The 22953-nt window shown below is 61.1% G+C and carries 19 protein-coding genes; 11 read left to right on the top strand and 8 right to left on the bottom strand.

Translation table 11 applies throughout. The features are described from left to right. Positions 1-130 precede the first annotated feature (130 nt). The gene (locus FKM97_RS10975) at positions 131-1870 is read right to left on the bottom strand and encodes a tetratricopeptide repeat-containing sulfotransferase family protein (RefSeq protein ID WP_144292459.1); all 1740 of its coding nucleotides are present in this window, start codon (positions 1868-1870) and stop codon (positions 131-133) included. A 119-nt stretch (positions 1871-1989) separates the two neighbouring features. After that, complete coding sequence (gene sciP / locus FKM97_RS10970) at positions 1990-2265, bottom strand: CtrA inhibitor SciP (RefSeq protein WP_144292458.1); 276 nt, start codon at positions 2263-2265, stop codon at positions 1990-1992. Between the two features lie 355 nt (positions 2266-2620). Between sciP and mnmA the strand changes: the two genes are divergently transcribed. Continuing rightward, positions 2621-3847, top strand: a complete 1227-nt coding sequence (gene mnmA, locus FKM97_RS10965) for a tRNA 2-thiouridine(34) synthase MnmA (RefSeq protein ID WP_144292457.1) — start codon at positions 2621-2623, stop codon at positions 3845-3847. A 14-nt stretch (positions 3848-3861) separates the two neighbouring features. Then, on the top strand, positions 3862-4611 hold the full coding sequence (locus FKM97_RS10960; protein WP_205014902.1) for a class I SAM-dependent methyltransferase: 750 nt from the start codon (positions 3862-3864) through the stop codon (positions 4609-4611). A 47-nt stretch (positions 4612-4658) separates the two neighbouring features. On the opposite strand, the gene arsK is transcribed toward FKM97_RS10960, so the two are convergent. Genes arsK through FKM97_RS10945 form a run of 3 tightly spaced genes read right to left on the bottom strand, consistent with a single transcriptional unit; the run spans position 4659 to position 7721 of the window. Beyond that, positions 4659-5897: an arsenite efflux MFS transporter ArsK gene (arsK, locus tag FKM97_RS10955; protein ID WP_144292456.1), complete on the bottom strand. Its 1239-nt coding sequence runs from the start codon at positions 5895-5897 to the stop codon at positions 4659-4661. After that, positions 5894-7357 carry an FAD-dependent oxidoreductase gene (locus tag FKM97_RS10950; RefSeq protein ID WP_144292455.1) on the bottom strand — a complete coding sequence of 488 codons (1464 nt, stop codon included), beginning with the start codon at positions 7355-7357 and terminating at the stop codon, positions 5894-5896. Before FKM97_RS10950 ends, arsK begins: the two co-directional genes overlap by 4 nt. Positions 7358-7400: 43 nt before the next feature. After that, positions 7401-7721 (bottom strand): ArsR/SmtB family transcription factor, encoded by a 321-nt coding sequence (locus FKM97_RS10945; protein ID WP_144292454.1) that lies wholly within the window; start codon positions 7719-7721, stop codon positions 7401-7403. Between the two features lie 222 nt (positions 7722-7943). On the opposite strand from FKM97_RS10945, the gene FKM97_RS10940 reads away from it, so the two are divergent. Then, positions 7944-9221, top strand: a complete 1278-nt coding sequence (locus FKM97_RS10940) for an NAD(P)/FAD-dependent oxidoreductase (protein ID WP_205014900.1) — start codon at positions 7944-7946, stop codon at positions 9219-9221. A 34-nt stretch (positions 9222-9255) separates the two neighbouring features. Here the strand turns inward: FKM97_RS10940 and FKM97_RS10935 are convergent, their stop codons facing one another. Next, the gene (locus tag FKM97_RS10935; RefSeq protein ID WP_144292452.1) at positions 9256-10335 is read right to left on the bottom strand and encodes an Ldh family oxidoreductase; all 1080 of its coding nucleotides are present in this window, start codon (positions 10333-10335) and stop codon (positions 9256-9258) included. 153 nt (positions 10336-10488) lie between these two features. On the opposite strand from FKM97_RS10935, the gene FKM97_RS10930 reads away from it, so the two are divergent. The 5 genes from FKM97_RS10930 (at position 10489) to FKM97_RS10910 (ending at position 15930) form a co-directional block, all read left to right on the top strand. After that, positions 10489-11784 (top strand): NAD(P)/FAD-dependent oxidoreductase, encoded by a 1296-nt coding sequence (locus FKM97_RS10930; protein ID WP_205014893.1) that lies wholly within the window; start codon positions 10489-10491, stop codon positions 11782-11784. A 94-nt stretch (positions 11785-11878) separates the two neighbouring features. Continuing rightward, the gene (locus tag FKM97_RS10925) at positions 11879-12859 is read left to right on the top strand and encodes a thiamine pyrophosphate-dependent dehydrogenase E1 component subunit alpha (protein ID WP_144292450.1); all 981 of its coding nucleotides are present in this window, start codon (positions 11879-11881) and stop codon (positions 12857-12859) included. Then, positions 12850-13824: an alpha-ketoacid dehydrogenase subunit beta gene (locus FKM97_RS10920; RefSeq protein ID WP_144292449.1), complete on the top strand. Its 975-nt coding sequence runs from the start codon at positions 12850-12852 to the stop codon at positions 13822-13824. Before FKM97_RS10925 ends, FKM97_RS10920 begins: the two co-directional genes overlap by 10 nt. Next, on the top strand, positions 13821-15056 hold the full coding sequence (locus FKM97_RS10915) for an alpha/beta fold hydrolase (RefSeq protein WP_144292448.1): 1236 nt from the start codon (positions 13821-13823) through the stop codon (positions 15054-15056). Before FKM97_RS10920 ends, FKM97_RS10915 begins: the two co-directional genes overlap by 4 nt. Before the next feature lie 25 nt (positions 15057-15081). Continuing rightward, complete coding sequence (locus FKM97_RS10910) at positions 15082-15930, top strand: hypothetical protein (RefSeq protein ID WP_144292447.1); 849 nt, start codon at positions 15082-15084, stop codon at positions 15928-15930. On the opposite strand, the gene FKM97_RS10905 is transcribed toward FKM97_RS10910, so the two are convergent. Then, positions 15914-16906, bottom strand: a complete 993-nt coding sequence (locus FKM97_RS10905; RefSeq protein ID WP_144292446.1) for a ribonuclease Z — start codon at positions 16904-16906, stop codon at positions 15914-15916. The genes FKM97_RS10910 and FKM97_RS10905 overlap by 17 nt on opposite strands. A 21-nt stretch (positions 16907-16927) precedes the next feature. Beyond that, entirely contained in the window at positions 16928-17887 is a 960-nt protein-coding gene (locus FKM97_RS10900) for a TIGR03885 family FMN-dependent LLM class oxidoreductase (RefSeq protein ID WP_144292445.1), read from the bottom strand. Between the two features lie 127 nt (positions 17888-18014). On the opposite strand from FKM97_RS10900, the gene FKM97_RS10895 reads away from it, so the two are divergent. From FKM97_RS10895 to tviB, 3 genes are all read left to right on the top strand, one after another. Then, positions 18015-19679: an alpha-amylase family protein gene (locus FKM97_RS10895; RefSeq protein WP_144292444.1), complete on the top strand. Its 1665-nt coding sequence runs from the start codon at positions 18015-18017 to the stop codon at positions 19677-19679. 1 nt (position 19680) lies between these two features. Further along, the gene (locus FKM97_RS10890) at positions 19681-21315 is read left to right on the top strand and encodes an alpha-amylase family glycosyl hydrolase (RefSeq protein ID WP_246105033.1); all 1635 of its coding nucleotides are present in this window, start codon (positions 19681-19683) and stop codon (positions 21313-21315) included. Positions 21316-21591: 276 nt separating this feature from the next. Continuing rightward, positions 21592-22857 carry a Vi polysaccharide biosynthesis UDP-N-acetylglucosamine C-6 dehydrogenase TviB gene (tviB, locus tag FKM97_RS10885; RefSeq protein ID WP_144292612.1) on the top strand — a complete coding sequence of 422 codons (1266 nt, stop codon included), beginning with the start codon at positions 21592-21594 and terminating at the stop codon, positions 22855-22857. The last annotated feature ends 96 nt before the right edge of the window (positions 22858-22953 follow it).

Genomic DNA, 22953 nt, shown 5'->3' with positions numbered 1-22953 from the left:
CCGGTGGGATAGGTCCGCGGATCGGTTCGGGAGTGCCGGGGCCCGCGGATCGATCGCCTGTTCGCAGGTGCTGGTTCCCCGCGTCTGAGCTTCTGGTCAAGGCTTGCCAAACTTCACCTTGGAAGGGTTTCTAAGTCTGTGGAGGCTCTGAAACCAGCGGGCCGAGCCCTTTGAGAAGCGGCGAGAGATACCGCTCATAGCGCTTCCACTTGGCGACGGACGATGTGTAGATGGGTTGTCGCACCTGTCGAAGGCTTGCCGTCGCCACCGTCCGCTTGGTCTCGTGGAACGCGAGGCAGGCATCGTCCCACGGGAGATCAACGAAGGTGAGAAGCTCCCGTGTCCAGCGTTCCGGTTCGGCGATCAGCCGCTCATAGTGAAGCTCGAACAGCGGCACTGGCAGCACGTCATTCCAATGATCCATATAGCCGCGATAGATGCGATATTCGTGGGCCAGATCTTCGAGATCGAAGCTGAAGGTGACATTGTTCAGCGCAAAATTCTGTTGGAAGCAGGAAAGGCAGGTGTCGACCGGATCTCGTCGGCAATGGATGAAGCGTGCCTGTGGGAACAGCAGGGCGAGAAGTCCCAGATACTTGAAATAGATCGGTGTCTTTTCCGTCGTCCGCGAGCGGCTGCGAGCCTCTGCCGGAAGAAAATCGATAAAGGTGCGGGCGAGTTGACGCGTCTCCTCGGCGCCCATGAGAGATAAAACTTCCGGCATTGTCTCTGGTGTGACGGCGATCCGTGCGGGGCCAACGCGGAGATGGTTGAAAGCCCCCGACTCGCCTGCAGCGGCCACGGAGGGATGGCTCGCCAGGATCTGTTCGGTCAAAGTGGTGCCCGATCGCGGCATTCCGACGATGAAGATCATCCGCCTGTCCGGGTCGCCGAACGCCTGTCGCTCGACGAACAGGTCGCGAGTGAATGTCTTCCGCACAAGGTCGAGCCTCTCGGCGGAGATGGCCCGATCATAGGTTTCATACGGCCGCCTGAGACGATTGGCTTCCAGCAGATGGGTGAACATGCGCTCGTCCTCGGAGGTCTGCGCAAGCAGGCCCGCGGCCGCAAAATGCAGGCTCGACTTCTGTAGGTCTGCAATCGAGGCTGTCTTCACGGCATCCTCGATCAGCGTCACGGATTTGCCGACATCGTCGCTGCCATTCACCAGATCCTGGTTGATGGCGAGGTCGCGATCGTTTGGATGGTGGCGTCGACCCTCGGCCAGCACGGCTCGGGCAGCATCGAAGTCCCCCGTGATCTGGAGTAGACTGCTCAACTGCAGAAAGAGGTTGGCATCCCGGTAGCCGAGCGTCTGTGCCTTCCGGTAGTCTTCGATGGCCTCGTGAAACTGGGAGGTCTCGGTCAAGGCGCGGCCGCGGATGAAGAACAGTTCGGCTGCTCGGGGATTGATCTCGATGGCGCGGGTGAGGGCGCGTGCAGCCTTCGCGTGCTGCTGCTTCAGCATATGGGCGCGGGCAAGCGCGTAATGCGTATTCCACAGGCCGGGAGCCAATTGGCTCGCCGCCAACCCCGACTTGACTGCCGCGTCGGCGCGCTCCTTGCCGCACTCAGTGAGTGCGAGGGTGAGATTGAGCCAGGCAGGGGCAAGATTGGGATTAAGACGAACGGCGGTCTGATAGGCGACGATTGCCTCTTCGCCGCGCTTGAGTTCATCCAGGGCGGACCCATGGACGAACTGGATGTCGGCAATTTTCGGAGCCGTCCTCACGAGACGTGTGGTCACGGCCAGCGCTTTGTCGGCTTGTCCGACCCTCAGAAACGATATCGCGTGCTGAAGCTCGGCCTGCAGCCGCTTGGGATCACCAGCGCCGAACACGGAAGGGATTGAGGAACGCCCAGCTCTCATGAGCTCCGATTAACACCGAAAACGAAACGGGACCAGAGGCACCGAAGGCGAACGGGACCCGAAGCAACGGAATCGAATTGGTGTAGGCGCCATCGGAGGCTGGCTGGGAGACGGGTTGATCAGGCGCGGTAGTGCTGGACGCGTGTCGCGCGAAGCCCTGGTAGGCCATGACGATCGATGGATCGCTGCCAGCTCAGGAACTCCTCGACGGTAAGCCGATATCGGCTGCAGGCATCCTCGATGCTGAGCAGACCGCCGCGAACGGCGGCGACGACTTCCGCTTTTCGGCGGATCACCCAACGCCGAGTATTCGGCGGCGGGAGGTCGGCAACCGTGAGCGGACTACCGTCGGGTCCGATGACATATGAGACCCGTGAACGCATATGACTTACCATTATTAGTATCCGTACTCGCACTACCGCATCACAGGCAAAAATCCGCTAAACATCAGCTGACTGCCTGCTTGCTATAGACAGACCCTAGATTGTCCCATTTAAGAAATGGCTAAAGACAAGCAAACAAATCCATAACAGGGTCCATTGGACTGTCGTGGTGGGGGGAGATGACTTTGTTTGTTAACAAATCCCCAACTTATGCTTGCTTCGTCATGGCGGTGCGAGTCCCCGTCGCCCATTCCGCGGGACATGATAAAGGTTGCCCTGCGGTTAACACACGCCATATAACGCGGTGGCTGAGCGCCGTTTTTTGGGTATGTTTCGAAGGTTTAAGGACGGGATGGCGTCCACTCTCATGGATATTGATCGCGTCCTGGCACTAGGCACCGCGGCCTTCGACCTTGCTGATCCGCCCTCTAAGCGGGTGGTGGTGGCGATGTCCGGCGGCGTGGACAGCTCGGTTGTGGCTGCGCTTGCCAAGCGCGCTGGCTTCGATGTGATCGGGATCACTCTTCAGCTTTATGATCACGGGGCAGCCCTCGGCCGGAGCAAGACCTGCTGCGCCGGCCGCGATATCCATGATGCTCGGACTGTTGCCAGTCGTTTGGACATTCCGCATTACGTGCTCGACTACGAGGCGCGCTTCCGTGGCAGCGTCATGGAGGAGTTCGCCGACAGCTATCTGGCGGGTGAGACGCCGGTTCCCTGTATTCGGTGTAACCAGCAGGTCAAGTTCGGTGATCTTCTGCAGTTCGCCAAGGATCTTGGTGCCTCGGCCCTGGCCACGGGCCATTACATCTCCAGTGCTGCTCGCGCCGATGCTTCAGGGCATCGCGATCTGCTCACGGCGGCTGATCCGGACCGCGACCAGAGTTATTTCCTGTTTACGACCCTTCAGGAGCAGCTGGATTTCCTTCGGTTTCCGTTAGGGGGCCTCACGAAACCTCGTGTCCGTGCGTTGGCTGATTATTTCGGCCTCGTCGTCGCCGAAAAGCCCGACAGCCAGGATATCTGCTTCGTGCCGGACGGTCGTTATGTCTCGTTGATCGAACGTCTGCGGCCACAGGCACTGGCGTCCGGCGACATTGTTCACACGGACGGCCGCGTGCTTGGCCGCCATGATGGCATCGTAAACTATACGATCGGACAAAGACGGGGTCTGAACATCTCTAGCCCTGAGCCCCTCTATGTTCTAAGCATGGAGCCCACGACGAGGACAGTTGTGGTGGGGCCGAGAGAAGCGCTGGCCTGCAATCGATTGGTGTTGCGAGACGTGAACTGGTTAGGCGACGAATCGTTCGAAGACGCGGTGGCGGAGGCTCGGCCTTTGCACGTACGAGTGCGTTCGACGCGCCCTCCCGTGTCCGCGAGATTGGCCGGAAGCTGCGATCGACCGGAGATTTTGTTGGCCGAGGATGAATTCGGAGTTTCCCCGGGTCAGGCTTGTGTATTCTACGAAGCCGCATCTTCGGGTAAGAGAATTCTCGGTGGTGGGTGGATCGACGCGACCTCTGGGGCGTTTTCGATGCATCGGTCTTCCGAGGAGACGGCGGGCGTGCGCAGCAATGCGGCGTCAATGTGAGGTGGAACGTCCGCATGGGTGGGACAAAGAAGGAGCAACCTTTGGTCACGAACAAGCTCGTTGACATGAAGGAGGATGCCGTTCGTCGCGCCTATGCGCGCTGGGCGCCCGTCTACGACTTAACGTTCGGAGTCATTGCCGATTACGGCCGGACCCGGACTGTCGACGCCATCAACCGTAGAGGAGGTCGCGTTCTTGAGGTCGGAGTCGGCACGGGAATTTCATTGCCTCGCTACAAGCGTGATCTCAAGGTCACGGGCATTGACTTGTCGCCGGAGATGCTCGCCAAGGCGCATTCCCGTGTCCAGGATCTAGGGCTCGGCAATGTTGAGGGGCTCCATGAGATGGACGCCTCCAACCTGGAATTTGAGAGTGGCACCTTCGACGTGGTCGTCGCCATGTATGTCATGACGGTGGTGCCCAATCCGGAGAAGGTGATGCGGGAGCTGTCCCGCGTTTGTCGACCCGGCGGCGAGGTGATCATCGTCAATCATTTCAGCCAGGACCATGGCATAAGGGGCAATGTCGAGCGCGGCATGGCACGTTTCGCCGAAGCCCTGGGTTGGCGTCCCGAGTTTCCGGTCGATACCATCCTTGTTTGTGATGATTTGCGTCTGGTGGCCGAGCGCCCGCTGCAGCCCTTCGGCCTGTTCACGATGCTGCGCTTTGCCAAGACGGAGCCTGGCGCTGGCACGCTTGTCAAGAAGCCCGGCATGGCGGTTCCGGCCGGTGGACGCGTGCAGGTCCAAGACGTCCTGGCCTGAGGCCACGTGTCTGGCATAAACGATCGTCAAGTGGACTGATCGTCGGCTTATAGAGCCGGCGAGCTGAGCGCGACGGCGATCGTTCTCCTGCGAAGTCGAGCGACTTCGATGAATGCGGCCAAGCCCAGTGCAGCGAAGATCATGAGGAAGATGAGGGCCGAACCCGTCCCCATTTCCTCGCTGACGAGAGCGAACGAAAAGGGTGCGATGGCAGCAAGGAACTGCCGGACAAGTGCCATTGTGCCGAGCCGGGCGCCATAGGATGCGCTTCCGAAGAGCGCGAGCGGCAGGGTTCCTTGCACGATACTTTTGAGGCCTGAGCCGAATCCCAGGAGAACGGCAAAAATCACGGCTCCCCCGATCAGGGGCGAGGTCCCCAAGAGAATGGCGACTGCCAGCGGCAGGACCGCAACCGCCAAGATCGTGATGGACAGCGGGTGGCGTCGAACACCGAAGACCATGCTGACGAAGCGAACCAGCACCTGTGACGGGCCGAACAGGGTTGAGACCAGCAAAGCCGAGGTGCCGAGCCCCAAGGCTTGCAGCATGGGGACCATCTGCGCGAGGATTGCCGACAGGAGAAAGCCGGCAAGCGCAAAGCCCAAAGTGATCAAAATGAGAGCCTGCCGATGGGAGGCTTCGGGCAGGAGCGGGCCGTCCGGGAGCTCAGCAGAAGAAGTCTCCTCAGTCTCCGATCGATCCGTCCGTGCGACCGTAAGCAGCATATGGAGAGGGAGGCAGATCAGGAAGTTTGCAGCCGCGAACAACAGAAGCGTGCTGCGCCAATCCACGACTCCATGGAGCCAGCTCGTGAAGGGCCAGAACAAGGTCGAGGCAAAGCCGGCGATGAGGGTGAGATGCGTTATGCGCCGACGAGCACCGGTGCCCGCCATTTGCACGATTGAGGCGAATGCCGCGTCATAAAGCACCAAGCTGGCGGACGCCTGGAGGGCGATGAGACACAATACGAAGCTCACCGGCCCCATGGCCAATGCAGTACCGGCCAGCGCAACCGCGGAAGTGACGGAGCCGACCGCCATCACAAGCGGAGCGCCGTGGCTGTCGACATATTTTCCGACGATGGGCGCGATCAGGCCGCCGCACAGCAGCGCGATGGAAAAGGCTCCATAAACCCATGAGATCGGCCAATGAAAGTCGGCTGCGATATCGCCGGCCAGAATTGCGAAGCTGTAATAGATCGTGCCGTAGCCGATGATCTGCGTGACGCCGAGCATCCAGACGACGATGGATTGCGACAGGTAGATGGATCTGACGCGATGGATCATTCCGCCGGCTCGACGGGAAGCTCGATGGCGGCAGCACAGCAAGCGCTTTCCTGCCGTCCCCGTGTCGCAACGGAGGACCGGTGCAGATCGAAGCCGGTTTTTCCGGAGGCTATGGCCTTGTCCTCAGCCGCACAGCACGACTCTTCCTTGACCTCCGGACTACCGCAGCAGGCGGCAGTCCCCCGATCATCTGCGGGGATGATCGTGGTGCAGACGCCCGTCTCGGGAAGCGTGAGCTGAACATCGTCAGCCGCCGCCATGTCACCGGCGAGCGCCGCTGCTACTGAGCGAACCTGTTCATATCCGGTCAACAGGAGGAATGTCGGTGCACGACCATAGCTCTTGATCCCCACCGTGTAGTAACCCGGCTCGGGATGCGCGAGCTCGCGGTGTCCGTGCGGGGGCACCGAGCCACATGAATGTTCGTTCGGATCGATGAGCGGGCCCAAGGCTTTTGTGCATTCGAGCGCAGGGTCGAGGTCGAGGCGCAATTCACGCGTCATGGAGAGATCAGGGCGCTGACCTGTCGCCACGATGATCCGGTCAACCGGTCCCACCGTCCGCGCACCTTGGCTCGTTTCGCCGTCGACGATGATCCTGCCGTCTTGCTCGCGCAGAGCAAGGATCGCGAAGCCGGACACGAGCGGGACGCGCCCGCTTTCGACCAGGTCCCTCGTGTCGCTCCCCAGTTCACCGCGGGCGGGAAGTTGATCTGCGTCGCCGCCTCCATAGATGCGGATGAGATTTGTACTGCGGGTTGCCCACATCGCAGCGGTGCCGGGGGCCGTCAATGCCAAATGCGCGAGATCGAGCAGGGAGTTGGCTGCCGAGTGGCCGGCACCGACCACCAGGGTCGTACGGCCGGCATAGAGGCTCCGCTGCTGCCCCAGGATATCGGGAATGCCATAGGCGATGTGCCCCGCAAACTCAGCCTCGCCGTCAGCGGGCAAACCGCTGGCCCCCAGCGGGTTCGGATTGCTCCAGGTGCCGGAGGCGTCGATGACGGCGCGGGCGAGGTCGCGGCGGGGTCCTGCCGGTGTCTTGATCGACAGGACGAAGGGCCTTGCATCGCGTCCGCGGCTGACGACCTTGTCGAGGCCGAGACGGGAAATGGCGAGGACCTGAGCGCGGGTCTCAATCGCCTCAGAAAGCTCCGGCGTCGCGGCGAGCGGATTGAGGTAGTGCGAGACGATCTCGGCTCCCGTTGGAAAGGCGTCGCCATCCGGCAGGCGCCACCCCTGACGTTCCAGAAGCTCGGCCGCGACCGGATCGACGCAATAGCGCCAGGGGGTGAACAGCCGGACATGGCCCCAGTCCCGCAGATTGGCGCCGATGCCAGGATCGGCTTCGTACACTTTGACGGGCAGCCCTCGGGTGATGAGATGGGCCGCAGCAGCCAGGCCGACGGGTCCCGCTCCGATGACTGCAACGGGGTGGCTGCCGAAGGCTCGACCTGACATATTCAATCCTCCCAAAACTATAGAAATAATGGTCAAAGAAAGTCTAAGCTGCTGCCTCACCCTCGCCGAGGGCGCAGGAGGCATCGACGCAGCATTCGTCCACAAGATAGCCGACGAGTTCCGTCATGGCCGGATAGTTGGCGCGGCAGATCAGCGTCGTCGACTGCCGTTCCTGCGTCACCAGACCCGTGAGGATCAGACGGTGCAGATGGTGCGAGAGCGTTGAGGCTGCGATCCCGAGTTTCTCCTGCAGGCTGCCGACAGGCAGTCCGCTGTCGCCAGCCCTTACCAGCGTTCGATAGACTTGCAGTCGTGTAGGGCTGCCGAGAGCTTCGAGCTGCTTCGCCGCTTTTGTGATGTCCATGATCTCATGATGCCGGACTGGAAAGCGGCGGTCAACCCGTATTTCCGAAATAATGGAAATATCAGGTTTGAACGTGCTCCTCCACGGGTTGTATGCTCATGACAAGCCTGATCTCTTCAAGCGAAATTCAGGGAACGTTGGCAAGCCGAACATGTTGGTTCATTCGGCAGGTCGATCACTGCCCCAGGTGGAAAAAAAACTTTGCAGCGGTGCGAGGCGGGCTTGAGGCGACCTAAGGTTTTGATCATCGGTGCGGGTTTTGGGGGGCTGGAGGTGGCGAGGGGCCTCAGCCGCAGCGAGGCGGAGCTCACGATCCTGGATCGTGAGAATCATCATTGCTTTCAGCCGCTTCTTTACCAGGTTGCGACAGCGGCGCTTTCGCCGGCCGATATCGCTTGGCCCATCAGGGGGCTCCTGGGAAAGGCCGCGAACACCACGGTCCTCATGACCGAAGCGACGCGGATCGATGCCGAGAATGGGCGCGTTTTTGCAGGGAAGAGAGAGTTCCCGTACGATTTTCTTGTTCTGGCGACGGGTGTTACGCACTCATATTTTGGCAATGACCATTGGGCGAACTGGGCCCCTGGGCTGAAGCATATCGAGGATGCCACGGAGATCCGCCGCCGTTTGCTCACCTCCTTTGAGCTGGCAGAAATCACCTCCTGCGATGATGAGAGGCGTCGTCTGACGACCTTCGTGGTCATCGGCGGGGGTCCTACCGGAGTGGAGATGGCAGGAGCGATTTCCGAGCTGGCACGTCACGCCCTGCCCAGGGATTTTCGTCACGTCGATCCGGAGAAATCCCGCATCATCCTCATTGAGGCGGGGCCTCGCATTTTGTCGGGATACCCCGAGGATCTGTCGAGATATGCGCAGAACTCCCTGGAAAAGATGGGCGTCGAAATCATAACGGGAGCTCCCGTCTCCGACTGCAACGAAGCAGGCGTCAGCATCGGATCCCGTCATATAGGAGCGGGTGCTGTGGTCTGGGCGGCCGGTGTCAGGGCGTCATCCCTGGCTGGGACAATGGGAGCCAAATGTGACAAATCGGGTCGCGTAAAAGTCGAATCCGACCTCTCCGTCCCAGGATATCCCAATGTTTTCGCCATAGGCGATGTCGCCGCTGTCCAGCAGGACGGCAAGCCGGTTCCTGGCATCGCTCCGGCAGCGAAGCAGATGGGGCAGCACGTGACCGCTGTCATCAAGCGCAGGCTTGCTGGCGACGATCGACGGCAGTCATTTCATTATCGACATCAAGGTGATCTGGCCACCATCGGCCGCAAGGCTGCCGTGGTGAAGCTGAAGAACATCGAGCTTCGCGGCTTCATCGGCTGGATCTTCTGGGGCGTCGTGCATGTCTACTTTCTCATGGGCGGACGAAACCGTGCCGTAGTGGGCCTGAACTGGCTGTGGAACTACATGACCTTCCAACGAAGTGCCCGGCTGATTACGATGGAACCGACCCCTCGGGAAACGAAGACGGATCAGGAGGTTGCTTAGAACGGCATCAAGGTTGTCCTCACTCAGCTGCAGTTCAGGAATTAGCGCTGTCTCTGAGGTCGAGTCCATGCCGCTGCACTAGGGCTCTGATCATCTCCCATTCCTCGTCGCGGAGCAGGATGCCCTTGTCGCGATACTCGCTCTCTTTGGCCCGGGCGCCGGCGCCGTGCAGGCGAACCGCGGAGAAGCCTTCGGCGGGAGTCATGCTGCTCAAGGTTCGGATCATGCGGTCGGCCGTTGCGGCGAAGGTTTCGGTATCCTGGAAACAGGCGACATCGATGGCAATGCAGGTCTGTGAGTAGAAGGCGGCTCGTCCACGGGTACTGTCGCTGACGGTTGCGTCACCCCAGTCGCGCTCACCGCTGAGCAGGGCGGACAGGATCTCGACGAACAGCACCATGCCGAACATCTTTGGGCCGGCGGGAAGCAACGCACCCGACATGCGCGATTCCCGGTCCATGACATTGAGAATCACGCGCAGCGGATCATTGGTGTACCGGCCGTCCGCATCGACCACATCGAGGCCCGGCAACATTCTGCCATCCCGCGCGGCGAGCACGACGGCGCCCATGGAGCCGGCGCTTGTGGCCATGTCGATGACGATCGGCTCCTCTGTACCGGCGGGCACGGCAAGGGCCAGCGGATTGGTGCAGAACTGAGCCTCGCGGCCGCCCCAGGGCGCGACGAGGATGGGCCCGGTGCTCATCGCGATGCCGATCATGCCGTGGTCGAGCGCCTGTAGGGCGTAGTTTGCCGCCATGCCGCAATCGCTCGACCGCTTGGCCGTCACGAAGCCGATGCCGCTGTCTCGTGCCTTGGAGATGGCGATATCCATGGCGCGAGCGGCCACGACATGCCCGGCACCGCCATGGCCGTCGAGCAATGCTGTTGCCGAGGTTTCTCGTACGATTGCAGTCGGTCGGCCAAAATGCATGATCCCTTCATCGAACAGCCCATCAAGATACGGAAGCAGACCGGCGCCCTGCGTATGATGTCCCCTGAGATCCGCGCGCAGCAGGCCGTCGGCAAACAGCGCGGTCTCAGCCTCGTCTGCGCCGCGCGAACGCGCAAAGGCTTTGTAGATCTGGTGGAGGTCTTCGACGGGAACACGCATGGCGACTCCTTCTACGGTCGTTTTCGTTGGCCCAGCTCAGCCGAAAAATTGACAGGAAGACCTGGCAGGTGACGGGATGGGCTTGCCATGCTGCTTCTAATGAAAAGAATGGCGCAGGACCATCGGTTGCCGCCGATGTCCATGGAGCCTGCCATGTTTCCCATCGATACGCGTACACCCCATCTCTGGCGGAAGACCTCCCAGGAGCCCGACCCATCATGCCTGGCCTTGCAGGACCACCGGGACGTGGACATAGCCGTGATCGGGGGAGGCTTCACGGGACTGTCTACGGGGTATCACGCAGCAGTGAAGGGCTTGGACGTAGCGATACTGGAAGCTGCGCACATTGGCGGAGCCGCGTCGGGTCGCAATAACGGTCTGATCGTGCCTCATCATTCGAAAGCCGCGGCGGAAGACGTTGTCCAGGCCTATGGCCCAGCCTGCGGCGAAAATTACAATAGGCTGGTGGCGAGTGTCGGAGAAGTGTCCTTCGAACTGATCCGGCGCCATGCGATCGCCTGCCACCCGGTGCAGACGGGCTGGATCCAACCGGCCCATTCCGAGGCCACCCTTCAGCGAGCGCGCCAATTCTACGAGGGTTGGCGCAACCGTGGCATTGACGTCGCGTGGATAGACCGCACGGAGATGAACGATCGACTCGGGACCCGAAGCTACACGGGCGGATGGATCGCTCGGGGCGGCGGCCATATCAATCCCCTGGCCTTCGCGAGGGGCTTGGCCCGGATCGCCAAGTCTGCGGGTGCGACTGTTTTCGAGAACTCCGCTGTCATCGCCATTGAGCCCAAGGGTGAACGATGGCAGCTGCGCACATCCGGTGGCAGCCTCACGGCGCGCCAAGTGATTGTCGCGACCAACGCCTTGACAGGAGCCTTCTGGCCCGGCTTGGCGCAGTCCTTGATCCCCGTGCAGGTCTACCAGGTTGCGACCGATCCCGTCCCGGCATCGCTCCGTTCCCAAATCCTGAAGGACAATCCCGCAGTGTCCGACATGCGCCGCGACATCCGCGCCTTCCATTACGACGTGGATTTCCGCATCGTGACCGGTGGCACCCACACGGTCTGGTCGCGAGCCCGCGAGCGTGCGCTGCCAAAGGCAAGGCGCATGCTGCAGGACACCTTTCCGGAGCTTGGGGCCGGGACCACGGTGACGGAGTATTGGGAAGGCGTTCTCGCAGTCGTCCCCGATCGCTTGCCGCGTCTCATGCGGCTGGCACCGAATATCCACTTTGCAGGAGTATATTCCGGCCGCGGTGTCGGCTTGGCTGTCGCCCTCGGTGAACGCCTGAGCGGCTGGCTCGCCGGCGAGATCGGCGAGGCGGATCTGCCCATTCCGGTCACTCAGATGCGCCCTGTTCCAAGCCACGCCGTTGCGGTTCAACTCGCCAGGCGCATTCATCCCTGGCATCGACTGCAGGATCGCTTTGCGTGAGTTCGACGGACAAACGAAAGTGAAGACACTTGCGTATGCAGTTTCGCTCACTTAGGATTTTTAGGTCATTTGGTCGACCTGTAGAGGGGTGTCAATGCGCAATGACGTGCCGATCGATCGTCTGATCGAGATGTACCGCAAGATGGTGGCGACACGCCGTCTTGAGGAGCGGCTGGGTGAGTTGCACAAGGCGGGTCGGACGCGAGGGCCGATTCACCGCTGTGACGGGCAGGAGGCAGTCGGTATAGGCGCAACGGCGATGCTGCGCGACACGGATTACGTGACCAGCACGCATCGGGGCCATGCCCATTATATCGGCAAGGGGCTGGATATGCGTCGGGTAACCGCGGAGATCTTTGGCCGCGAAACCGGTTATTGCCAAGGGCGGGCAGGGCACATGCTGGTAGCGGACGAGACCCATGGTGTGCTTGGAGGCAATGCGATCGTCGGCGCCAGCATTCCCGCAGCGACCGGCATGGCGGCGTCGCTGAAGCTCACGGGCCGGGACGATGTCGCCCTATGTTTCTTCGGCGATGGAGCCTCGCAGACCGGCATCTGGCACGAGTCCATGAACATCGCGGTGTTGTGGAAGCTCCCCGTGGTCTACGTTCTCGAGCACAATTTTTATGGCTTAACCGTGCACAGCAGCGCGCAGTCCTCTACGGCGGATCTCTGCAACCGTGCAGCAGGCTATGGCATGCCGGCGGAGATTGTCGACGGAAACGACGTCGTGGCAGTCTATCGGGCCACCTCGGCGGCAGTGGATCGAGCTCGACTGGGGGGCGGTCCGAGCTTCATCGAGGCCAAGACCTACCGGATGTCAGGATTTTCGACCAGCGACATGGGCGGCTATCAGGTCCCGGAGGAGCTCGAGAGCTGGAGATCCCGGGATCCGATCACGCGCACGGGTGAGGAACTCGCAGCGGAGCTCGGGGCGGAAAAGCTGGAGGCGCTCACCCGCGAAATCATCGCTGAGACCGAAGCCGCGATCGAGCAGGCCCTTGCCGATCCGCTTCCATCCTTTGTTTATCCCGAAAGCGGTGCGCCTTATTCCGGAGCCCGGCCATGGCAATGATGCGCTATGCCGAGGCGCTGAACGCGGCGCTGCGGGAAGAGATGCAGCGGGACCCGACCGTCTGGCTCCTGGGCGAGGACATCGCCACCTATGGCGGCGTCTTCAAGGTCACCCGTGATCTCTTGGGCGAATTCGGTCCTGAGCGGGTTCGGGATACGCCGATTGCCGAACAGACCCTGACCGCCATGGCGATTGCTGCGGCCATGTCGGGCACGCGGCCGGTCCTCGAGATCATGTATGCCGACTTCCTGCCGCTGTCCCTAGATGCCCTCGTCAATCAGGCGGGCATCTACGAGTATATCTGGGCAGGCCAGGTGAAGATCCCCTTCGTGTTGCGAACCCAAGGGGGTGGAGGCGCGGGCGCGGGAGCACAGCATTCGAAGAGCCTGGATGCGCTCATCGCCCATCTCCCCGGCATCAAGCTCCTCGCCCCGGCGACGCCGGCGGACGCCAAGGGACTCTTGAAGGCAGCCATCCGCGACGATCACCCCGTCGTCTTCTTGGAGCACAAGCTGCTCTACAACATGCGTGACGAGGTTCCCGATGGGGACCATCTCGTCGAGATCGGCAAAGCACGTATTGCGCGCGCCGGTCGGCATGTGTCGCTCATCGCCTCGTCCCGTATGGTGCACGAGGCCCTGAAGGCGGCCGACCGCCTTGCCGGCGAGGGCATCGATGCCGAGGTGGTCGACTTGCGGACGCTGCGTCCGCTGGACCGCGACACCGTTCTGAATTCTGTCCGCAAGACGGGTCATGCGGTCGTCATCAACGAGGGATGGCGGTTTTGCGGTTATGCCGCCGAACTCAGCGCCACGATCATGGAAGGTGCCTTCGATGATCTTGATGCGCCGGTCGAGCGCATCGGCACGATCGACATGCCCATTCCCTATAGTGAACCGCTGGAGATGGCCGTCCTGCCAAATGCCGGCACCATCTATGACGCAGCTAAACGGGCCTTGGCATGAGCGCGGCCGACATCATCCTGACCGGTGCCGGCGGTGAATATATGGAGACGGCAACGCTGGTCGAGTGGTCCGTGGCCCGCGGCGATAGCGTCAAGGCCGGGGACGTCGTGGCCATTGTCGAGACCGCTAAAGCGGCGACGGAGATTTTCGCACCCATTGACGGTGTCGTCTCCGAGATATTTGTCGAAAAAGGCACTGAGATTGCCGTGGGATCCGTACTGGGCCGGATCGGTGACGCTGCGGCAAAGGCCCCCTCCAAGCCGGAGGCAGTGGATGATCCCGCCACACCAGCGCCGGCACGTGAGCTAACACCTGATCGGAGGGAGGGACGGGTGGCGGCCAGCCCCCTTGCCCGCCGCCTGGCTGCGGCACGCGGGCTCGACCTGCGAACGGTAAAGGGCAGCGGTCCGGCGGGCCGTATCAAGCGCCGGGATGTGGAAGCCGCAGCACAAGCCGCGCCGACACAGATACAATCGCCCTCCTCGCATCGTCATGGCGAGACGGAGCGCGACGTGCCTCTCGTTCTCCTGCATGGCTTCGCCTCCGACAGGCGAAGCTGGAATCCGCTCCGCTCCGGATGGTCCGGACCGGAGCTGATCGCCTTGGACCTGGCGGGCCACGGCCGCTGTGCGGCTGTGGAAGCAGACTCTCTCGACGATCTGGTCGCGCATGTGGCGGCAGGACTGGCTGAGAGGAGCCTTGATGAGGTGCACTTGGCCGGCCACTCGCTGGGCGGGGCGGTTGCGCTCGCACTCGCGACATCAGGCATAGTGGCCGTGCGGTCTCTTGCACTGATCGCTCCCGCGGGCTTCGGCCCCTCAATCGATCGGGCGTTTCTCGATGGCATCCTTTCAGCCGCGACCGCTGAGACGCTGGCGCCTTGGCTGCGCCATATGGTGGGCGATCCGGCGTTGATCAGCGACGGCTATGTGCGTGCAGCCATTGAGCAGCGGCAGGATGGCCGTCTCATCGCGACCCAACGACGGATGGGCGACAGTCTCTTTCCAGGCGGCACCCAGACGTTCGATGTGCTGCCCCTTCTCGCAAGGCTGAATATGCCGATGAAGCTCATCTGGGGACTTGCCGACAGGGTGCTGCCGCCAGCTCCCATCGACGGATTGCCGGGCTTCGTGGCTCACCACCGGTTGGCCGGCATTGGCCACGTGCCACAACTTGAGGACATCACTCTGGTTCGCCGCCTCCTGGGCGAGCTTGTCCAATCGGCTGGCTGATGCGCCCTTGTTCAGGAAAGCACTCATGAAGCTCGAATTGATCATCGGCGATACTCGCCTTCCGATTGCTTGCGAGGGGGCTCGCGCGCCGAAAACGCTCGCTCTGCTCGAGCGGGAGCTGCCCATGCCCGTACAGTTGCACACGCCAAAAATAGCGGGCAGCCATATTTATTGGCATGCGCCGATCGTGGCTGATCTGGAAGCCGCCTCCAGCGTCATGGATGCGCCGCCGGGCGCCTTTCTCTATTGGCCCGAGCGGCAGTTTCTTGAGCTGATTTTTGCGCCGCTTCAGGCGGAGACAGCTTCCGTCACCCAATTGGGCCACATGGAAAGTGGCCTCGACGAACTGAAGGTTCTTGGCGCGATACTGCGCGAGAAGCATGGGCAGCAGCTCTTTGAAGGCGAGCTGCGCCTCGTCGAAGGCAATGCCACGCCCTCTGTCAGGAGAGAAGGCAGGTTGGCGGGCCTGCGCCGCAAGGTTTGGGAGGCCGCCCCTACGGACATCGATCGGCTCATGGCCTCTCGCTCTCTGATGCATCCGGCGGGGCCGCTCTTTGTCGCGGAGGCGGAAGCCCGCTGTCTGCACGAGCTGCTTTGGAGCTGCCGCCAGGAGGCGCGCGATCCCAGACATTCCGAGCAGTCACGCTTCGCTGCAGCCCTTGCCTGCGGCAGGGCGGCGACGCGTCTGCGGGGTTTCTGCCATCTCGATGAATGCGCCGATGTCGTGGAGACATTTGCGGTCGCCTTCCGGGACTCCGATCCAACCCCTGATCTCTTCGACGAGGCGATCATGTCGGTAGGCCGGATCGCTGCTTGGCTCGATCTTCGGATTCCGTGGAATCAAGTCAACGAGGCCATCAGATCTCGCCCTTGAACGCGCTCTCGGCTTCGAGGCGCAAGGCGTCCGGTCGCTCCGAATAGCGCGGGGAGTGGTGAAACACGGTCAGACGCCGGACCCCGGCCTGCCGCGCAAGGCTGCCCGCCTGACGCGCGGTCAGGTGCTTGCGCTCCGCGGCGAGCTGGGCGTCCTCCTCGAGGAAATGTGCTTCGATGTAGAGATGGTTGGCCTCTGCGGCGAGGCACAGGATGCGCTCCACATTGGCAGGAGTGTAGGAGGCGTCCGTGACATAGGCGATGCGCTGGCCGCGCCCGATGCGGAAGGCTTCAGCCTTCAAGAAGCCGAGCGGCAGAGTGCGGCCGTCGGAAACTGGGATTCGCAGATCATCCGGGCTTCCTTGGCGGACGGCGGTCTTGGCGTCGTTGAGCCAGGCTCCCGGTGCCAAGTTCAAGGCGCTCAAACCATCACTTCGGACATTCACGCGCAGCCTTTCCTGCAGGACGAAACCGAGGCAGGGAAGACCGTGATCCAGGGTGGCCGCATCAATGTGAAAATCGGCCTCCGTCAGGACCCGGTTTGGGGGAAGGGAAGGAGGCCCCTGCTCGACAGGCCGGAAGGCACGTCGAGCTGAGAACACTGTGGATGTCGTAAGGCGACAATCTTCGAATTCTTGCACGGTGATGGCGAAGTCCGTGGCCTCCTCATCCAGCAGGTTCCAGCTGTAGGACTGCAGCTTGTGATGGACGCCTGCGGCAAGTCCTGACGGGCCGATCAGCGTCAGCATTCCCGCACGCGAGAGTTTGATGCGGAGCAGCCGGTCGAATCCGGAAAAATGATCAAGATGCCGATGCGAGACGAACACATGGCTCACGCGCAGCAGCTCCCGTGCCGCCAGTGCAACGATATCGCCGAGATCGAAGAGCATGGCCTGACGACCGAAGCGGAAATCGATGAATAGGCCGGGATCGAGAAAGGGATCGTTGATCAGTCGGCTGTGCACCAGTTCGCTCACGGACGCCCGCCTTCGCGCGCGTTATCGGAGCTCTGGGAGCAATTGGCCTCCAAAAAGATCGATGAAGGCTTTCTGGTTGCGCCCCACCTGATGCAACAGGATTTCCTCGAAACCGAGCTCCACAAACGCGGCCAGCCACGCCTGATGACGTTGCGGATCGGACGAGACCAGGACGCCCCGCCGGATATCCTCTCCCCGGACGAAGCGGGTCGCGACATCGAAATCGGAGGGCCTTCGCAGGTCCCAATTGACTTCGCCACCTGCAGCAAGCGGTCCCCACTGGTCGAGAGCCGATGCCTCTGCTTCTGTATCCGTCTGGCCCCAGGAGAGCGCGACCTGCAGCAACAAGGGTTTCCCGTCCCCGCCATTGCTTCGAAAGGCATCGATGATGCGGCGCAGCTTGTCCGTTTCGGCCTGTATCGTGATGAGCCCATCAGCCCAATGCCCCAACCATGCAGCTGTTTCTTCCGTGACGGCGCCGCCGAAAAGCAGCGGTGGACGCTTTGGCAATGAATAGAGCTTCGCCTCGACGACGTCGATCCGGCCGCGATGGGTAACGGTCTCGCCGGCAAACAGCGCGCGGATCACCTCCACACATTCGCCGAGCCGGGCATTCCGCTCCTGCTTGTCGGGCCAGGCCATGCCGGTAATGGCTTCGTTGATGGCCTGCCCGCTTCCCAGCGCCCACCACAGCCGATCCTCATACATCTGGCACAGCGTTGCTGCGGCCTGCGCAACGATCGCCGGATGATAGCGATATCCCGGCGCCGTGATGAGTCCGAAGGGCAGCGTGGTGGCTTGCATTGCAGCGCCCATCCACGACCAGGCAAAACCGGACTGGCCCTGGCGCTCGCTCCAAGGGTGGAAGTGGTCAGACGACATGATGCAGTCGAAGCCTGCCGCCTCCGCCAGCACCGCATAATCGAGCAGGGCCCGAGGACTGAATTGCTCATGGGAGGCATGATAGCCGAAGCGCGCCACGTTCCGCTCCTTTCCATAGTGCTGCCTCAACGCTCCAGAACGCCGAGGGTTGCGGCAGGAAGGATCGATTGCGGCCGCCGATCGTTATCGAAAGGCTGCCTGGACTTCTCCCTTTCTTGGACGCCTGATGATAAATGACCTCTGGTACAAGAATGCCCTGATCTATTGTCTGTCCGTTGAGACCTTCATGGACGCCAACGGCGATGGCGTCGGTGATTTCCAGGGATTGGCAAGGCGTGTGGAATATCTCCATGGCCTCGGAGTGACCGCCATCTGGCTGATGCCCTTCCAGCCCTCTCCAGGCAAGGATGATGGCTATGACGTGATCGATTATTACAATGTCGATCCGCGCTTCGGCACCCTGGGCGATTTCGTCGAATTCACCCATCGATGCAAGCAATATGGCGTGCGCGTCATCATCGACCTCGTGGTCAATCACACCTCGGACCAGCATCCATGGTTCCAGGACGCCCGAAGCGATCCACAGTCCAAATATCGGGATTGGTACGTCTGGTCGAAGAAGAAGCCGGACAATGCTCATAAGGGAATGGTCTTCCCGGGGGTTCAGGACGCGACCTGGACCTACGACAAGGCAGCGCGCTCCTGGTACTTTCATCGCTTCTATAAATTTCAGCCGGACCTGAACACGGCCAACCCCGCCGTCCAGGCCGAGATCTTCAAGATCATGGGTTTCTGGATTCAGCTCGGTGTATCCGGGTTCCGGATGGATGCGGTTCCCTTCGTCATTGCCGAGAAGGGCCCCAATCTCGAAAAGCCGAAAGAGCAGTTCGATATGCTCAGGGCGTTTCGTCAGTTCCTGCAATGGCGACAGGGAGACGCCATCATCCTCGCCGAGGCGAACGTGCCGCCGGAGGCCACTTTGCCCTATGTCGGCGAAGACGGTGACCGGTTGCAGATGATGTTCAACTTCCATGTCAATCAGCATCTCTTCTACGCCCTTGCGGCGGCCGACACACGTCCGTTGGCTAAGGCCCTGGAGGAAACCCGCGTTCTTCCACCAACCGCTCAATGGGCTCATTTTTTGCGCAATCATGACGAGCTGGATCTGGGTCGGCTGACCGAAGAGCAACGCCAATCCGTGTTCGCAGCCTTCGGTCCCGAACCGGACATGCAGCTCTATGATCGCGGCATTCGCAGGCGACTGGCCCCGATGCTCGATGGCGATATCCGGCGTCTGCGACTTGCCTACAGTCTGATGTTGACCCTTCCCGGCACCCCGGTGCTGCGCTACGGCGATGAGCTGGGCATGGGGGACGACCTGACGCTCCCCGAGCGGTATTGCGCTCGCACCCCGATGCAATGGTCCTCGGAACCGCAGGGAGGGTTCTCGAAATCGGCGACCACCGTGTCACCGGTGATCTCGGGAGGCCCCTACGGTTATGAGCATCTGAATGCGGCCGAGCAGCGACGCGAGCCCGAATCGCTGCAGAATTGGCTGGAGCGCGCCGTTCGAATGCGGGCCGAGATCCCCGAGATCGGATGGGGGGAGTTCCACGTCATCGACGTGGGGGATCCAGCGATCCTCGCATTGCGCTATGACTGGCGTAACAACTCGGCGCTGTTTCTCCACAATTTTGATGGCCGAGCCCACGAGGTTGTTTTCGAAACGGGTCTCGAGGGAGAAGAGGGAAGCCACTTGATCAATCTGTTGAGTGACGATCACAGCCAGGCCGATGACGGTCGTCGGCATTGTGTCTTGCTCGACGCTTATGAGTATCGCTGGTACCGCGTTGGCGGCCTCGATTATCTGCTCGTCCGGAGCGAATTCTAGGATGAAGCTGCAAATGGACTCCAGCGCGACAATCACCGAACTGAATCAGGCCACCTGGTGGCAGCGCGGAATCATTTATCAGATCTATCCGCGGTCGTTCCAGGACAGCGATGGCGATGGCGTCGGTGATCTCGAGGGCATTCGCCGCCGACTGGATTATCTGTCCTGGCTCGGCATCGACGCGGTGTGGGTGTCGCCGATTTTTCCCTCGCCCATGGCCGATTTCGGCTACGACGTCTCGGATTATTGCGACATCCACCCGTTATTCGGTTCTCTCGCGGATTTCGATCGGCTCGTCGACGAAGTCCACCGGCGCGGGATGAAACTCATCCTCGATTTTGTCCCCAACCACACCTCCATCGAACATCCTTGGTTCGCCGAAAGTCGTTCGAGCCGCATCAACCCCAAGCGGGACTGGTACATCTGGCGTCCGCCGAAGCCTGATGGCTCGCCACCGAACAACTGGACCGCCAATTTCGGTGGTGCCGCCTGGACCCTGGATGAGATGACCGGCGAATACTACCTGCACATGTTCCTGCCTGAGCAGCCCGATCTGAACTGGCGCAATCCTGAGGTGCGGCAGGCGATGTTCGATGTCTTGCGCTTTTGGTTGAGGCGCGGGGTCGATGGTTTCCGTGTCGACGTGATCTGGCTGATGATCAAGGACCAGCATCTGAGAGACAACCCGCCAAACCCTGCCTATCAGGCGGGTCAACCCGAGATCACTCGTTTCCTCCAGTTGTATAATGGCGATCAGCCCGGGGTGCATGAAATCGTCGCGAAGATGCGGTCCGTGCTGGATGAATTCAATGATCGGGTGCTGATCGGTGAGATCTATTTGCCCCTTGAAAGACTGGTTGCCTATTACGGCAAGCAGCTGGAGGGGGCCCACCTGCCATTCAACTTCCAGCTCATCCACGCCCGGTGGCGGGCGGAGGATATTGCGTCCCTGATCGTGGAATATGAGCGCGCACTGCCAGCGGGTGGTTGGCCCAACTGGGTACTGGGCAACCACGACCAACGGCGGATCGCCGATCGCGTGGGAGAAGCCCAGGCGCGGGTTGCCGCAGTCCTGTTGCTGACTTTGCGGGGCACGCCGACGCTCTATTACGGCGACGAGCTTGGGATTGGCCATATCGAGATTCCACTCGAGGCGGTGCGTGATCCCTGGTCTCTGAAGGAGCCGGGATTGGGTGTCGGGCGCGATCCCGCTCGCACGCCGATGCAGTGGGACGGGTCTCCTGCGGCCGGCTTCAGCTCGGGCAGGCCATGGCTTCCCTTGTCTCCCGATGCGCATCGCCAGAATGTCGAGGGGGAAGCCGAGGATCCTCGCTCATTTCTCAGCCTCTACAGGACACTGATCGCGCTGCGCCGGAAGCACCAGGCGCTGAGCATCGGATATCTCGGAACGGTCGAAGTTTCAGGCAGCGTTCTCATGTACCGCCGTTCGGCCGGCGCTGAGCACATCCTGGTTGCACTGAATTTCGGCGATGCGGAGGCAAGTGTGGCCGTCTCCGGTGGTGTAGAGATCCTGGCGTCCACTCACATGGATCGCGAAGGCGAGAGCGACGATCTTCGCCTGCGCCCCAATGAAGGGCTTGTGGTGAAGGAGCGATCCTCAACGCAGGACATCTAGGGCATCTCCCAAGTAAAGAAAGCCATCACAATTTGTCGTGTATCGAGATTTGCATATGTTCTGAGAGAGTTTAATAGAACTGAGTTGTATTTGTGCTCATTGGAACAAGTGTAGGAATTCCATCGATTGCGCCCCGCTGATCCTTATGTATTGATGCTTTCCGAAATGCCATCTCAGAATCATAATGGAGGGCTGTAATCGGTGACAGGCGCGGACATCATCCTGAACTCACAGACGGGTGTCGTGGAGGGATCGGATTGGCATCCCGATTGGCAGCTGGACACCGTGCATGTCGGAATTATCGGTCTCGGCTATGTGGGCTTGCCGCTGGCAGTCGCGTTCGGCGCGCGCCTTCGAACCACCGGCTTTGATATCAGCGCCAACCGGATCAGCGAATTGAAGCGTGGCTATGACCGAACGCTTGAGGTCGATGCCGTTGATCTTTCGCCAAAGGAGAGCCTGACCTTCACCGATGATCTGGCAGACCTCGAGCAATGCTCCGTCTATATTGTTACCGTCCCAACGCCGATCGACGAGCACAAGCGTCCAGATCTCACATTCCTCATTCAGGCGAGCGAAACGGTTGGCAAAGTCATCAGGCGCGGGGACATTGTCATCTATGAGTCCACGGTCTACCCCGGGGCGACGGAGGAAGAGTGCATTCCAATTGTGGAGCGCGTCTCCGGGCTTGCCTGTAACAGGGACTTCTTTGCCGGCTACAGCCCCGAACGGATCAATCCTGGTGACAAACAGCATCGCCTGACCTCCATTCGTAAGGTCACTTCGGGTTCAACGCCGCAGACGGCAGATTTTATCGATCAGCTCTATGGCTCCATCATCGAGGCCGGCACCTTCAAGGCAGCCTCGATCAAGGTGGCTGAGGCCGCGAAAGTCATCGAGAACACACAACGCGATTTGAACATCGCTCTGGTGAACGAATTGGCTGTCATCTTCAATCGGCTGGGCATCGATACCCGCGACGTTCTTGAAGCCGCTGGCACCAAATGGAACTTTCTCCCGTTCAGGCCGGGATTGGTGGGGGGCCACTGCATCGGGGTCGATCCTTACTATCTCACCCATAAGGCCCAAAGCGTCGGCTATCATCCCGAGATCATCCTCGCAGGGCGGAGGATCAACGACGGCATGGGTCGATATGTCGTCCAGCAGCTGATCAAGGCGATGATCCGAAGCAAGATGGCCGTGGACAAGTCACGGGTGCTGATCCTGGGACTGGCCTTCAAGGAGAATTGCCCAGATCTTCGCAACACGCGCATCGTCGACATGATCGCCGAGTTGGTGGAGTACCAAGTGACGGTCGACGTCCACGACCCCTGGGTGGATGCCGCCGAGGCGGCTGAGGTTTACGACTTGGGCTTGATCGCTGAACCCGAGCGGGGGCTCTATGACGCCGTCATTGTCGCGGTGGCGCATGATCAGTTCAAGGCCATGGGGGCAGGGATAGCCGAATTCGGCAAGCCCGATGCCTTGATCTATGACTTGAAGGCCATCCTCCCGGATGAGGTGGGGGCGCTCCGGCTGTGACCTCGCACGCCCTTGAATGACTGGCGACCAACTGTGCGGGCAGTGGAACAGTGACGACCGATTGATCGCGCTTTGCTGCACATGCTAAAAATGCCA

The sequence above is a fragment of the Rhodoligotrophos appendicifer genome (assembly GCF_007474605.1).
Taxonomy (GTDB): domain Bacteria; phylum Pseudomonadota; class Alphaproteobacteria; order Rhizobiales; family Im1; genus Rhodoligotrophos; species Rhodoligotrophos appendicifer.
The sequence above is the reverse complement of the archived record's forward strand: the minus strand, read 5'-3'. Positions and strand labels throughout refer to the sequence as shown.